We start from the raw sequence: 14791 nt of genomic DNA on the forward strand, positions 1-14791 counted from the left end.
AGACCAATCTTTATCAACATCCATTTCGGATATAAAAAACAATAATTATGAGCGAAGAATTACAGGAAAAACTGCGCACCCAGTTGTGGATGGTGGCTAATGCTTTGAGAGGAAATATGTCTCCAAGCGATTTTATGTACTTTTCACTGGGCTTTATTTTCTATAAATACTTGTCAGAAAAAATTGAACTTCACGTAAATGAAGAATTGGCCTATGACGGTGTGGATTTTCGACAGGCGTGGGAGGGTAATGATGAAAGCTTAAAAGAGAATATCAAGCAGACCTGTATTGATAATCTGGGGTATTTTATTCAGCCTGAGCATCTGTATTCTCACATCATCAGCCTTATCCAGAAAAAGGAAAATATCCTTCCTGCCCTTGAACGTTCTATGAAACGTATTGAAGACAGTACAATAGGACAGGAGAGTGAAGATGATTTTGGAGGACTGTTTTCCGATATCGATCTGGCATCTCCAAAACTGGGAAGAACACCTGAGGATAAAAACCGCCTGGTAAGTGAAGTTCTGATCGCTTTAAACGGAATAGATTTCGGTTTAAACGAAGCCGGGGATATTGATATTCTGGGTGATGCTTATGAATATATGATCTCCCAGTTCGCAGCCGGAGCGGGAAAAAAAGCAGGGGAATTTTATACCCCTCAGGAAGTCAGCCAGATTCTTGCGGAAATTGTTACTACCGATAAAATAAGGTTGAAAGATGTATTTGATCCCACCTGTGGAAGTGGATCCCTGCTTCTGAGAACCGCAAAAAACTGCCGGGCAGATGTGATTTACGGACAGGAAAAAAATCCGACAACCTTCAACCTGTGCCGTATGAATATGCTGCTTCATGGAGTAAAATATAAAGATTTTGATATCCGCAACGGCGATACTCTGGAGTCTGACCAGTTTGGAGACCAGCAGTTTGATGCGATTGTAGCCAATCCTCCGTTTTCCGCACAGTGGAGTGCTGCTTCAAAGTTTAATACGGATGACCGCTTCAGTCCTGCCGGAGTCCTGGCTCCCAAATCAAAAGCCGATTTTGCTTTTATCCTGCATATGCTCCACCATCTTAACGACCAGGGAACAATGGCTTGTGTAGCTCCACACGGGGTTCTGTTCAGAGGCAGTGCAGAAGGAAAAATCCGCCAGTTCCTGATTGAAAAGAAGAATTATATTGATGCTATTATCGGGCTTCCTGCCAATATTTTCTACGGAACAAGTATTCCCACTTGTATTATCGTAGCCAAGAAATGCCGTAAAGAGGATGAAGATGTTCTATTTATTGATGCCAGCAAAGAATTTGATAAAGTTAAAACCCAAAATAAAATGCGGGTAGAACATATCGAAAAGATTGTCGAAACATACCGCACCCGTGCAGAAATCCCAAAGTACAGCCATAATGCAACTTTACAGGAAATTGCAGATAACGAATATAATCTGAATATCCCGCGATATGTAGATACTTTTGAAGAGGAAGAACAGGTTGATATTCAGGCTGTCATGCATGAAATAAAACAATTGGAAGCTCAGCGCTCTCAACTTGATGAGGAAATCAATTCCTATATGGCTGAGCTAGGCCTTACCTTCGAATCACCTATCCTTAATGCTTTTACTAAATGATAATTCTATGATCGAGATAGCTAATCAAGTTTTTAAAAAGGGCAAAGTTCCTAATTTGAGATTCCCGGGATTTGTGGGGGAGTGGGAGGTGAAGAGGTTGGGGGATTGCTGCTTTTCTCTAGATTATGGAATGAATGCAGCAGCAACAACTTTTGATGGAGAAAATAAATATATTAGAATAACTGATATTGATGATACTTCATTAAAATATAAATCTACAGATCCTGTATCTCCTGCTGGAGATCTAAATGAAAAATATTTAGTCAATAATAACGATATATTATTCGCAAGGACTGGAGCGAGTACTGGAAAATCATATTTATATGACTCTTCTGATGGAAAGTTATATTTTGCAGGATTTTTAATTAGAGCAAGAATTAAAGATAGCCACAATTCTAAATTTATATTCTTTCAAACACAGACACAAGAGTACAACAAATGGATCAAAATAATGTCAATGAGATCAGGGCAACCTGGAATCAACTCACAAGAATATGCTAGCTTCAATTTTTTTATGTCTCCAATAAGGCACGAACAAGATAAAATTGTCAATTTTATAACCAAGCTAGATGAGAAAATTTTATTACAAAGCAAAATAATTAGGGATTTAAAGTTGCTAAAGAATACTCTTATTAAAAAATTATTTTCATACCAATTGAAATTTAAAGATGACAATGGGAATATTTTTTTTGAATGGAGAGATATAATGCTTGGAGACATTGGACAAATAATTACAGGGAAAACGCCATGCACTAAAAGCTTGGATTTGTGGGACGGAGATGTACAATTTATTACACCAACAGATATGGATGAAAGTAAATATCAATACTCTAGTGAACGAACTATTAAAAGAACTGAAAACCTAAAAATACTACCACCGAAGAGTATAATGTTTACTTGTATCGCTTCTATTGGTAAAATGAGTTTATCATTGAAACCTTGTGTAACAAATCAACAAATAAACTCTATTATACCTAATTCGGATTTTAATAATGAATTTGTCTTCTATGCTGTTGCAAATATCTCAGAATTTATAAAGTCTATACAGAGTTCGTCTACAATGCCAATTATTAATAAAACTGAATTTTCAAGATTCAAAATTTCAGTTCCTTCTTTAAAAGAACAAACCAAAATTGCTGATTTTCTTACATCAATTGATAAAAAAATAAATATTGAAAAATCATTGCTACAGCAATATGAGATACAGAAAGTATATATGCTGCAAAACTTATTTATATGAATAAGTTCTGCAATAGATAATTCTTTTGAAATTGATATATCTTTAACAAATTTCTCTCTATTTGTTTCTTAGCATCAATCGAAGATAATAATTGCGCTATAGAATTTTGTTCCAGTGAGTTAGGGAATGCTACTTCAAAATTTTTTATAGTTTCTGCATTTAGATTTCCTTGTGTACCAGTTGTAATATATTTATTGATAAATTTTTGAAAATAAACCAGATAGTAATATAAATATTCTATATTGATATCATTATTTGGAATTAGATTGAGTACAGCTTGGGAAGTTGCCAATTCTATTTTATTTATACTGACAAATCCAACAGATGCATACATTGAGTATATGATAGAATCTATTGGAACTATCCAACTTGCTGAATTATCTATACCTTTATTAGAAATATATTTTCCAGTTGAATACAAATATTTCCCCTGTTCTGTCATATCACTAATTGCAAGAAAAGGAATATTACCATCATAATACTCTTCTATTGTAGATTTTGGTGTACCTCCACTTTTAGCTTTTTTACATAGCTCTCCTAAACTTTGTGTCTCCCATTTATTCTCAAATTTTTTAAATCTAATTTTCTGAGAAAATAGTTTTTCACTTAGTCCTTTAATTAAAGTTTCCAACTCCTCAATTATTTTGCTTTGTGATAAAATTTTCTCATCAATCAATGAAAGAAAATCAGATATTTTTCTTTGTTCCTCAATTGATGGAAAAGATATCTCAGATTTCATTAATTGGTTCTTAGATAAATTGTATCTCGTGCTTCCTTGTGCCAATATTTTCACTATACTTCTGAAACCATCACTTCTAAATAAAAATTGACCAAAAGCAGGATTTAACATTTCAATTGAATACAGTCTGTATCCAAAACAAAAACTGTTTAAATATAATTCGTCAATTTCATCAAGTAGTACTGAAGACATACCTATTTCTTCGGGAGTTTCTGAAGATGTTGTAAATAGGATATCACCATATTTTACGTGATTTTGATTTTCGCTTTCATTAATTCGAACATAGTCAAATCTTGAAGTATCAATTTTGGAATGATCAAAAACCTGTTTGTACTGAACGTAAGGTTTCCCAGTTCCAAAATCTTCTTTGGTTTTCCCTGATAATCCACTATAGGTCTCCCCAATTTCCCCTAGTTTCTTTCTCTCCCAATCTTGTGTAAATCCGAAAAATCTCAAATTAGGAACCTTGACTCAAAAAAATCCTGAAGATTATTTATCCTTAATTACTTTCCTTTGGATTTTAAAAACTTAAATCATTATGAAGGAACAGAAACAACTTTCTGAAGTTATTAATCTGTGGAAGGCAGATAAAAAGCAGTATGTGAAAAAATCAAGTTTCTCAGCATACATGCTGTTGATAGAGAATCATTTATTACCTGTTTTTGGAGATAGGGATGGAGTAGAAGAGGCTGATGTACAGGCCTTTGTTTTTCAGAAATTGGAAGCCGGGCTGAGCCAGAAAACAATTAAAGATATTCTGATTGTTTTAAAAATGATCCTCAAATTCGGCGCAAAAAACAAATGGCTGGAGTATATGCCTTTTGATATTCAGTTTCCTACGGAAAGGGAAAAACATAATATTGAAGTACTGAGCCGGGCCGATCAGAAGAAAATTATGAACTACATTCAGGAGCATTTCACGTTCAGAAATTTAGGAGTTTATATCTGTCTGAGTGCCGGAATGAGAATCGGAGAAGTTTGTGCGCTAACCTGGCAGGATATTGATACCGATAATGGTGTGATCAGTGTCAACAGAACCATTCAGCGGATTTACATGATTGAAGACGGAAACAGAAGGACTGAGCTCATTCTTGATACCCCGAAAACCAAAAATTCTATCCGTGAAATACCAATCAGCAAAGACCTTCTGAGAATTTTGAAGCCATTCAAAAAAATTGTTAATCCTTTATTCTTTGTTTTAACGAATGATGCGAAACCCACAGAACCCAGAACCTACCGAAGCTATTACAAAAACCTCATGAAAGAGCTGGGAATGCCGGAGCTTAAATTTCATGGTTTGAGACACAGCTTTGCAACACGATGTATTGAAAGCAATTGTGACTATAAAACGGTTAGTGTTCTCTTAGGGCATTCAAATATCAGCACAACACTTAATTTGTATGTGCATCCTAATATGGAACAGAAAAAGAAAGCCATTGAACAGATGTTTAAAGCTTTAAGATAAAAGTTCACTTTGTATAAAAATTTTCATATAAATCCACATTCTTAATTACTGATGAAATGTGGATTTATTTTAATTGAATAGTAAAAAAAATAGTTTTTCATGCTGAAATTCAGACTAAGTAGCCTCAAAAAATATAAAATTTTGTTAAAAAACTCACTTTAAAGGGATAATTTATTATTCGTCTTCCTATTTTTGTTATTTTAGTCCCCCAAGATTGGAATTATGCTTATTGAAGAAGAATTTAAGAAGATTTATTTGAACTTTAAAATCAAAGAAATCATTCCTTTTCTTACAAAGCTTACCATAAAAGAAAAGAGAGAAATTGCAGCTGTTTTAAAGAAATCTTTAAACAAAAACTGGGGCCATAATCATATTTCTGTGCTCACTGCTTTGGCGTGCAGTAAAACAAAAGAAGAATATGATAAACTTTCTCCGGGATATTATGCCGTTCCGGTCAATCTTGTGGATGAACTTTTCGAATCTTACGTTCCGGACTGGATTGGGGAAAGTTATACTTTTCTAAAAAATATAGGCTACCTTAAAGCAATGGAATGGCAGCAGAAAGGCTATTGCGTTCTGAGTAACGAAATTCTGGCTGAACTGCTTTCAGAATCATTGGTTTCTGATCATACCGAAGGAGAACTCTTTTTAACATATCCGGAAACACTGGAAACGCATTTATGGTTTCTGTTCGAATATAACTCAGATATAACTTACAATTATCATCAAAGGAACTGGAAAGACATACTGAAACAACTTATCCTTGAAAACAAGATCAACCGTTTCAGAGTATTGAAATCCAGCCTTTATGCGGTAAACCAAAACTTTTCCAAAGAACATAATACCTGGTTCATAGAGCTGTTTTCCTATCTTAAACCTTCCACAGGTGAAATTCTGGATCTTCAGGATGAGCTGTTTCTTATTTTACAGTCATCCCAGCAGTCACTTTTTGTCCCTGTATTAAAAATGATAAGCCAGGCATGTACAGAACAAGGTTTTAAAACGTGGGATTTCCTGAAGTCAGCAGAAGTATTGGCTGGTCTTCCGGGGAAAAATATTTTAAATACACTGCTTCAGATAGCAGAAAAAATAGCTAAGAATAATGCAGAATTCCGTGAGGAGATCTGTCTGTTAGTAATGCCTGTATTTCTGAATAAAGATGCTGCCATACAAACTAAAACAGCTAAAATAATTACAAAGTGTGGAGATTCCTCATCCGATAAAATTCGGGAAGCAGTGAATTCTTATTCCGAATCATTTCTTACAGATACCCTTATTTTATTGGAACAATTTCTGTCTGAAAAGAAAAATATTGATACAGGCGGTAATGACAACCATGAAATAAGAGTATGGCATGTGTCAGAACCTATTGCACCTATTAAAACGATAAATGACTTTATCTTTTTTGCTCCACAGGCTTTTATCAAGAATGAACCCTGGTACTTTGATCTGTTTCTGGACGCATTGATGAGATTCGATGCAGAAATTAATGAAGAACATTGGTCTCAGCTGGAGCCTGCTTTCAAAGCTGCTTTGAAAAGGAAAAACGGAGAAGGCATGCATCATTTGCTGGCTGCATTTTTTATCAGTTATGCCCTGATGAAACAGGAAAAAGCATCTCCGGTATTGTATGAAGTAAAGAAAGAATTCCCTGCTTTAGAAAATTGGGCAGGAAAACGAACACCATTGATTTTTAAAGCGTACCATCGTTTTCTTCTGGATATTTTTGAATTATTAAAACAAGGAAAGAAACTTCCTCTGCTTTCCGTGCCTGATCAAACACCATGCTGGATTAATATCCGGGTGCTGACTGATAAACTGAAAATCTACCAGGAACAGAAAGAAAAGCCAATGCCTTTTGACCTGCAGAAAGCAGTACTTAAAACCAAAAAAGAAAACCTTGATGAGGCTCTGCGCTATGCACAAAAACATCTGGATAAAAACTATCTTCAACTCCTGAATCCGGTTTTTAACCCTGATTATTATAAAAGTACATACGAAAATACCTATCTGGAGGGCCGTTTTACCTGGAAAACCGGAACCAGAAAACTTTATCAATGGAACCAGACAGAAGAAGTTCCGGAGCTGATCTTCAATATTGAAAATCAGAAAGAGATTCCGGAAAATGCTCCATTACTGGACTATCTGTTCAATTCCTATCATGGAATATATTATGATGATCTTATTCCTGTTTTGTATACGGCTCCATACTTTTCGGGATCTGTTTTTGCAAAAAAATATAACGAAACACTTTCCAATGCAGTATATCATTATGACCTCAGAGGAAATACCGAATTACTGGACGCCTGGATGAAGCTGGAACTGCCTTTTCAGCCGGTTCATTATTTATTCCTTTCAGCAGCACTTCTTAATAAAGATAAAACCCTTTGTGGTACGGCTTTTGAAGCACTTATTTACAAGATAGTTTCTGATGATTTTGATGCATCTGCTACGGGAATGCTGATTGGGGAAATGATCAGATCCGGACTGGCTCCCGTAAAAAGACTGACTGATGGACTTAATGGCTTTATCAATCTGAGTACCAGTCATAATCATGCTTTTGAAAAACTATTGACAGCCATTCTTAGAGAAATAAATCACCCGGTTTTTAATCTTAAAAAGCTGCTTGAATTCTACTATGAACTCCTGCAGCTCAACCAGTCAGAAACTGAGACAGCTGTGAATAAAAGACTTGAAGAGTGGAAAAACGAAAATAACCTGAAAAAAATTATTATCAAATTAAAAACAAATGAAAGAAAGACTTTATGAGATTCTTAACGAGGAAAAAAAACATGAGATTATTCCTTTTTTGAAACAGCTTACCGCTGAAGAAAGAAAAACACTGGTTCCTACCATAAAAAAACTGGACCGTGAGATCAACAAGATCGTAATGACGAAAAACTCCTATCACACCTCCGGTTCTGTAGATCAGCATTCCATTATAGATATAGCATCATTTGTCTGTATGGATCAGAAGCATTACGGTAAAAATTACTGGAGTTTTTTTAGTGATAAAGAACAGACGGATAAAATATTAGAATGGGGCTGCCCAAGTTGGTTCTCCGATTTTATCAACGATTCTGTAGAAGCTGAATTTACGGCATTTAACTATCAGGATATTTTAGGTTGGGCAGAAAAAGGCTATGTAAAGCCCAGCCCTGAATTGCTGGGATATCATCTGAGCAATCAGCCTTCCGACCTTGAAAAGTATCCGGAAACACTGGAAACCCATTTTTGGTATCTGTGCGAATTCCCTTCCAAATCACTTCCTTTTTATAAAGAATGGCTTCCTTTAGTACAAAAACTGGTCGCCAAAAATAAAATTGACAGAAAAAGATTTCTAAAAGAATGCCTTCTGGCAGCCAACAGAAATTTCAATAAAAATGTCACAGGCTGGTTCATAGAGGCATTCAATACCCTGAAACCTACCTATGAAGAACTGCTTATGCTTCAGGATGAACTGCTGGCGGGCTTGGCTTCCCTGCAGTCAAAAGCAGTCAATACTATCCTTGTTCACCTGAAAAAAATAGTGACTGATCCGGAATTTAAAACCACCGAATTTTCACATTTTCTTCCGAATTTGCTAAGTTCGGAAATCAAAACCGTGGTTACTTCCAGTCTTTCCGTAACAGAAAAGATTCTTCAGAAGAAAAAATCTGATACAGAAGATCTTGGAATGGCACTAAGTGCGGCATTTGTGAGCAAAGATGAAAGCATACAATCCAAAGCAGCTAAAATTATCCATAAATATATTCCTGTTTCTGAAGGAATAAAAGAAGCTTTATCCCATTATTCAGACAATATTCTGGCGAATGTTAAACCTATATTGGCAGAATTTATAGAAGATAAATATCAGGAATTGGATGAGGTAACAGTTGAAACTTTAGAGCTAATTAGTGAAGACGTAAAACTTCAGGCGCCCGGAAGCTTTGAGGATCTCATGTTTTTCCTTCCGCAGGCTATTGAAAATCCCGGAACGTATTACTATGATCTGGCTATAGCAGCAATGGTCCGCTTTGCAGGAGAAGCAGATACAGAATCGGTAAAGCTGTTTGAACCTGTTTTTCAAAAAGCCTGTAAAACGATTGCAAAATGGGAAGTTCCTTATTTCAATGTGATATTATGTAACCTGATCATTAATTATGGTCTTACCTTATTGGAAAAATACCCTGTACAGCTTAAAAATCTGGAAAAAATATATACCAGAACACGTGAAGATGAAGCAACAAGAGAAGCCTATTCAAGTTATCAGAAAAAGCTAGTACCTCTTGAAGATCTTTTTGTAGGAGGACTGGCCATGAAACCGTTCAGAGAGATTGCTGTTCACGCTTTCCGTAAGATCCAATCGGGAGATCAGACCCCATTGCTTTCTACCACAACTCATGCTCCATGTTGGATATCTCCTGTGACACTGGTTGAGAGGTTTGAAATATATCAGAAAAAAGGGATAAATCCTGATTCTATGGATGTGCAGCTGGCATTACAGCGTTGCTCACTGGAAAGAACCACTGAAGCATTACAGCTGGCAGGCAGACTACAAGGTGAGTATAAAGATTTGCTGCTTTTCTTTTTAAATAAAAATAATGCAGCCCCTCAGGGAACATTTGAACATCCTTCATGGTGGATGACAGCAGGAATTACGCGTTCTCCACAAACTGTTTTTAAAGAATTTAAAGACTTTGGATATGATAGCATTCCTAAGGAACTTCTTTCCGGTAGATATAGCTGGAAGACTGTTGACAGTGGAAAAAACTCATATTATCCGGTAGAACTCGATATAAAAATTCCGAAATATCATTTTGAAAAAAGAGAACATCAGCTGTTTCTGGAGTATTTTATAGCAGAACAGACATCATTTTCTGAAGTTCCGGTCTTTATGTGGAGTTTTCCTAATACTCCTGGAAATGTACTGGCAAAAATAATTAAAACCTGCCTGTATTATTCAGGGGTAGCAGAAGTGTATGAAAGAGGGTTGGTTCTGAACACTACACAGGCGCTTCATGAACTGAAAAAACCTTTGGATGAAATGAGCATGCTGTTTCTGGGAACGATCTTTCTTAACGGAGACAAAGTAATCCGTGGTACTGCTGCGGAAATCTGGCTGGAACATGTCTCTTATAAAGTAATGAATAATAAACGTCTTGGAGAAGTAATCGGTCTCCATGAAAAATTAGAATGGGCTCCTGTAAAAAGATTTACAGATCTGGTACAGCATCAGATGCTGAACGTCAGCAGAGATCATAATCTGGCTCTTGAAGAACTCATGGTTCATATCCTGCTGCAGATGGATACTCCGGTTACCAATCTTAAAAGGATATTAGATGTATATTACGAAGTTCTGTCTTTAAACCAGTCAGAAGTCAATGAAAACTTAAAAAACAAACTTGATAGCTGGAAAGAAAACTCCAGTCTGAAAAAAATCTGCAATCTTCTTCTAAAAAAATAAACTATGGAAGATATGCTTATTTACAACTACCGGAGACCTTCGTCACTGGTAAAAAAAGATATTTCTGAAGAACTCTTTCTGGCAAGATACAGTGAGATTCAGAAAAAAACAGATGCGCCCTGCTTTTTCTGGGGAAATGTCAGTCAGCCGTTTATTCTGGCAAGATGTCTGATTGCGCTTTCCAATATTGTGAAATCCAGTTTTAATCTGTCACCGTTTCAGATGGCAATGCTTAAAGATCCTATCGTTACTGCCGGGAATGGACGTCTTCGCTTCGAAGGATTTTCCCATTGCGCAGGAGTCTATGCAAGAGTTGATGTACTGCCGGACGGTCTGGATGGAGAATTTCTGGAAAATGGAACCACCAATGTAGATTTTAATCAGCCAATGATTACTGCTTTAGGCAGCATCCGTCCCAATGAAAAAATTATGCTTTCTGTTGGGGAAAAAGAAATGGGGCTTTACAGAGAAGAGGAGAAGGTAGTGGAGAGAAAAGTACCGCTGCCTGTAAAATGGATTAAAGGTTTAAGTACCGTTCAGATCTACCTTTCAGAGTCAGAAAAGGTGTATACATTTAACAAGATCCAGACCCAGCAATTGTTCAGAGGAATACCTAAAGGAACTGTAAAAGCGGATTATTATCTGATCGTCAGAGGAAATAAACCCATGTTTTCCCCGGTAAGATCTATAGATGCAGTGTGTATTGGCGGACTTCACAGGCTTCGTCTGCTGGAACCTCTTTTGCCTTATATCGATCAGATGCAGGTTTTTCCGCATGCTGAGATGCATTCTACAACATGGCAGCTGTATATTGGGAATATCCGGTTCAGTTTTTCATTGTCAAGAGAATGCTGGAGGGGATTTTCAGGAGAAGGAGCTGTATTGGACAGCCTGATCAATGAAGTATCTGATGAGTGGATTGATGCTTTGGATAAATATGCCTATGCCAATCAATCCTTCAACCCTTCAGTGTTTGCTTTAAGTGAAAATATCAGCCCTGAAAAAACAGAAAATCTTACAGGAAGATTAGCAGCAATGGGACTGTTGGGGTATGATCTTGATGATAACGGATTCTTCTACCGCAGGCTGCCTTTCAAACTCAGCCGTATCATGAGTTTGAATCCCAGAATGAAAAATGCTCAGAAACTCATTGACGAAGGTAAAGTGGAAATTCTGAATACTAATGCAGGAAGAACCGAAGCCCGTGTACAGGGGAGTGGCGTACATCACACCGTCATTCTTGAAGACGAAAAAGAAAGATGTACCTGCGAATGGTTCAGTAAATATCAGGGAGAAAGAGGTCCGTGCAAACATGTACTGGCCGTAAAGAAAATAATACAGGTCTCTTAAAAAAACAAAGGGCAGATTGAATTACAGTCTGCCTTTTTATTGAGTTAATTTCTCAGTGTTAACCATTCATCATAAGAAATTACGCCCAGCTCAGGTCTTCCTTCCCCTTCCAGTATAGAAATAAATTCAAGCTGATTTCCATCAGGATCATTGAAGTAAATAGCCAGAGCCGGCATCCATGCAAAAACCATAGGCTTATCAATTCCGTCTTTCAGAAAATTATAAGGCTTGAGATCTTTATTTTTTAAAAATTCTACCGAATAATTCAAAATATCTTCTATGCTGCTGGAAAAAGCAAAATGCCGCGTCTGAAGATTCTCTTTCTGTTCCCACAACCCTAGCATAAATTCTTTTCCTTCTCCGATCCATAAAAATGCAATAGGACGTGTTTCGTCCCTGTGAGCCAGCTTCAATCCCAATACTTCAGTGTAAAACTGTATAGCATTCTCCAAGTTGCTTACCTGAATATGAGTTTCATATAATCCTTTGATCATTACTACTGATTTTAATTAAAAGCAAAACTAGACAATACGCCCATGAAAAACATGAATTAGCCATTCTTTTAGATAAAATGAATAATAGATGAATTGTATATCATTAAAAGTCCAACCAGATGAAAATCAAACTTTAAAATCTGCCCCTATCTTTAAAATAAAAACACTTACAAAGATCTGTGATATCTGAGGAATCTGTGGGAAATTTCAAGAAAAAATTCGTGCATCCGTGGCAATTATACTTTTCTCCAACAACTTCATTTCAGAAAAAACAAAAAAAATTCAAAAAAATATGCTACGCAAAAACATTGCGCGATAAGGGTTTTACTTTGCACCAGAAATCAGAAGCTAATTTTGATCTCCCTTATGTTTAACAATAAAAGCAGTAACCATGAAATTTAATTTTTTTAAAAAAGAAAACGGAACAGTAATGAACCATGAAGGGGCAAAAGCTTATTCCATGACCCCTGCCGAAGAATTATACAGTGCTGTTGTTACAACAGGACTATCAAATACAGCTTATGAGAAGGGGAATGAAAGACTAGCCAGAATTCAGTCACTGATCAGGAAGAATGATCCCGAATTTGTAGCAAAACTGGCTGTTTATACAAGAAAAAATATGTACTTGCGTTCAGTTCCTCTGGTTTTGACGGCAGAACTGGCAAAACAAACCTCCGGTACAGACCTTGTAAGCAGAACCGTAGACGGAGTTATTCAGAGAGCCGATGAAATTACCGAATTACTAGCTTATTATCAGATAGCGAATGAGAGGACGGATCTTAAAAAACTGAACAAACTTTCAAAGCAGATTCAGAAAGGGCTTGTAAAATCCTTCAATAAATTTGATGAGTATCAGTTTGCTAAATATAACCGGAAAGCAGACGTAACTTTAAAAGATGCCTTGTTTTTGGTTCATCCGAAAGCAAAAGATGAAAACCAGCAGGCGATTTTTAATAAAATTGTGAGTGATACATTAGCCGTTCCTTATACCTGGGAAGTTGAACTTTCCGTATTAGGACAGACCAAATTTGCCGATGAAGCGGAAAAGAAATCAGCATTCAGAAACAAATGGGAGGAACTTATTTTCAGCAATAAACTGGGCTATATGGCTACTTTGCGAAATCTGAGAAATATTTTAGAAGCTGACGTCTCAGCAGAGGCCATGGAAAAAATATGTCGTTATCTTTCCGATGAAAAAGCCGTAAAAAACTCAAAACAGCTTCCATTCAGATTTTTGGCAGCTTATAGAGAATTAAAAAACACAAAGTCAAAATATTCGTCATCTGTTTTGGAAGCCCTGGAAAATGCAGTGGCAGTAAGTGCGGAAAACATCAAAGGTTTTGGCTTCGATACCTCTGTGGTCATTGCCGCAGACGTTTCCGGATCCATGCAGACTCCTGTTTCACCAAAAAGTAAAGTGCTGCTTTACGATATTGGCTTATTAATGTCCTTGATCCTGCAATCGCAGTGCAAGAATGTTATTACAGGAATGTTCGGAGACATCTGGAAAAGAATTCCGGTGCCTAAAAATGGTATCCTGAGAAACGTAGATGAATTTTATAAGCGTGCAGGAGAGGTCGGTTATTCCACCAACGGTTATCTGGTGATTGAAGACCTGATCAACACAAGAGAAGTAGCAGATAAAGTAATGCTGTTTACCGATACCCAGCTGTGGAACAGTAACGGAACCCGGTACTCCTTTGAAAGTTTATGGAACCGGTATAAAGAAATTGCTCCTGATGCCAAGCTGTATATTTTCGATCTGGGAGGTTACGGTATACAGCCGCTTGATGTCAGAAAAAATGATGTGTATCTGATCGCAGGTTGGTCTGATAAAGTTTTCGATATACTGAACGCTTTGGAAGACAAAAAATCCGCAATTCAGATGATTCAGAAAGTAGTGTTGTAAAAGGCACTGCTTTTCAAAAATATAACCATTGAAAAACTTGTAGTGTAGATCGTGACAAAAGGACAAAAACTATATATGAATATTTAAAAAAATAGGAAAAAATTAAACTGCGTAAAAAGAATGCGCACCAGCATGATAAATTTGCAGCATACAAAACTAATAACCATGAATAACTATAAATCATGTCTTAAAGAAGCTGTGTATTGAGGTAAATGCCCAATACTCATGAAAAAAAATAAAGCTTTAAGACAAACTTTTGGAATCAATGAATATGGATTGATTGATTTCCCCGGGAAAATTTCCGGTGTACAGGTTTCCAGAATTTTATATGGAGATGAAATGGGGTGCTCCCGCTGTTTTCCGCACGGCTTCGAAGTAGTCAACGCAAAGCAGCGTAAATTTCAAAGGAACTGAAAAAAATACAGGAAAGCACAATGGAAAATAAAAAACAGGTGCCGTAAAACAGAATTGCTTCGTTGGGGAACAGTAATGCAGGTTCGAATCCTGCTCTGCATAGCAGATGGTG

Annotated in this window: 10 protein-coding genes; 8 read left to right on the top strand and 2 right to left on the bottom strand. The window is 36.5% G+C overall.

All coding sequences use genetic code 11. The features are described 5' to 3' along the window. Positions 1–47: 47 nt before the first annotated feature. Positions 48–1622 carry a type I restriction-modification system subunit M gene (locus tag FW768_RS19445; RefSeq protein WP_153398221.1) on the top strand — a complete coding sequence of 525 codons (1575 nt, stop codon included), beginning with the start codon at positions 48–50 and terminating at the stop codon, positions 1620–1622. Between the two features lie 7 nt (positions 1623–1629). Then, a complete protein-coding gene (locus tag FW768_RS19450; protein WP_185152010.1) occupies positions 1630–2862 on the top strand; it encodes a restriction endonuclease subunit S in 1233 nt (410 codons plus the stop codon). Here the strand turns inward: FW768_RS19450 and FW768_RS19455 are convergent. Continuing rightward, on the bottom strand, positions 2855–4057 hold the full coding sequence (locus FW768_RS19455; RefSeq protein ID WP_153398225.1) for a restriction endonuclease subunit S: 1203 nt from the start codon (positions 4055–4057) through the stop codon (positions 2855–2857). The genes FW768_RS19450 and FW768_RS19455 overlap by 8 nt on opposite strands. Positions 4058–4139: 82 nt before the next feature. Here FW768_RS19455 and FW768_RS19460 point away from each other — a divergent pair, with 82 nt between their 5' ends. From FW768_RS19460 to FW768_RS19475, 4 genes are all read left to right on the top strand, one after another. Further along, on the top strand, positions 4140–5066 hold the full coding sequence (locus FW768_RS19460) for a tyrosine-type recombinase/integrase (protein WP_153398226.1): 927 nt from the start codon (positions 4140–4142) through the stop codon (positions 5064–5066). Positions 5067–5288: 222 nt separating this feature from the next. Beyond that, positions 5289–7835 carry a DUF6493 family protein gene (locus tag FW768_RS19465; RefSeq protein ID WP_153398228.1) on the top strand — a complete coding sequence of 849 codons (2547 nt, stop codon included), beginning with the start codon at positions 5289–5291 and terminating at the stop codon, positions 7833–7835. Beyond that, positions 7816–10512, top strand: a complete 2697-nt coding sequence (locus tag FW768_RS19470; RefSeq protein WP_153398230.1) for a DUF6493 family protein — start codon at positions 7816–7818, stop codon at positions 10510–10512. The genes FW768_RS19465 and FW768_RS19470 overlap by 20 nt, the downstream gene beginning before the upstream one ends. A 3-nt stretch (positions 10513–10515) precedes the next feature. Further along, complete coding sequence (locus FW768_RS19475) at positions 10516–11862, top strand: SWIM zinc finger family protein (RefSeq protein ID WP_153398232.1); 1347 nt, start codon at positions 10516–10518, stop codon at positions 11860–11862. 44 nt (positions 11863–11906) lie between these two features. Here FW768_RS19475 and FW768_RS19480 read toward each other — a convergent pair whose 3' ends face one another. Then, a complete protein-coding gene (locus FW768_RS19480) occupies positions 11907–12356 on the bottom strand; it encodes a VOC family protein (protein ID WP_153398234.1) in 450 nt (149 codons plus the stop codon). 391 nt (positions 12357–12747) lie between these two features. Here FW768_RS19480 and FW768_RS19485 point away from each other — a divergent pair, with 391 nt between their 5' ends. Both FW768_RS19485 and FW768_RS19490 read left to right on the top strand, forming a co-directional pair. Continuing rightward, on the top strand, positions 12748–14265 hold the full coding sequence (locus tag FW768_RS19485; RefSeq protein ID WP_153398236.1) for a TROVE domain-containing protein: 1518 nt from the start codon (positions 12748–12750) through the stop codon (positions 14263–14265). Positions 14266–14490: 225 nt separating this feature from the next. Beyond that, on the top strand, positions 14491–14679 hold the full coding sequence (locus FW768_RS19490) for a phosphate ABC transporter substrate-binding protein (protein WP_153398237.1): 189 nt from the start codon (positions 14491–14493) through the stop codon (positions 14677–14679). Positions 14680–14791 lie beyond the last annotated feature (112 nt).

The organism is Chryseobacterium vaccae (assembly GCF_009602705.1).
GTDB lineage: Bacteria > Bacteroidota > Bacteroidia > Flavobacteriales > Weeksellaceae > Chryseobacterium > Chryseobacterium vaccae.

Excerpts from the sequence above, each read along its gene's own strand:
- FW768_RS19445 (WP_153398221.1), top strand. The coding sequence starts at position 48 with ATGAGCGAAGAATTACAGGAAAAACTGCGCACCCAGTTGTGGATGGTG.
- FW768_RS19450 (WP_185152010.1), top strand. The coding sequence starts at position 1,630 with ATGATCGAGATAGCTAATCAAGTTTTTAAAAAGGGCAAAGTTCCTAAT.
- FW768_RS19460 (WP_153398226.1), top strand. The coding sequence starts at position 4,140 with ATGAAGGAACAGAAACAACTTTCTGAAGTTATTAATCTGTGGAAGGCA.
- FW768_RS19465 (WP_153398228.1), top strand. The coding sequence starts at position 5,289 with ATGCTTATTGAAGAAGAATTTAAGAAGATTTATTTGAACTTTAAAATC.
- FW768_RS19470 (WP_153398230.1), top strand. The coding sequence starts at position 7,816 with ATGAAAGAAAGACTTTATGAGATTCTTAACGAGGAAAAAAAACATGAG.
- FW768_RS19475 (WP_153398232.1), top strand. The coding sequence starts at position 10,516 with ATGGAAGATATGCTTATTTACAACTACCGGAGACCTTCGTCACTGGTA.
- FW768_RS19480 (WP_153398234.1), bottom strand. The coding sequence starts at position 12,356 with ATGATCAAAGGATTATATGAAACTCATATTCAGGTAAGCAACTTGGAG.
- FW768_RS19485 (WP_153398236.1), top strand. The coding sequence starts at position 12,748 with ATGAAATTTAATTTTTTTAAAAAAGAAAACGGAACAGTAATGAACCAT.
- FW768_RS19490 (WP_153398237.1), top strand. The coding sequence starts at position 14,491 with ATGAAAAAAAATAAAGCTTTAAGACAAACTTTTGGAATCAATGAATAT.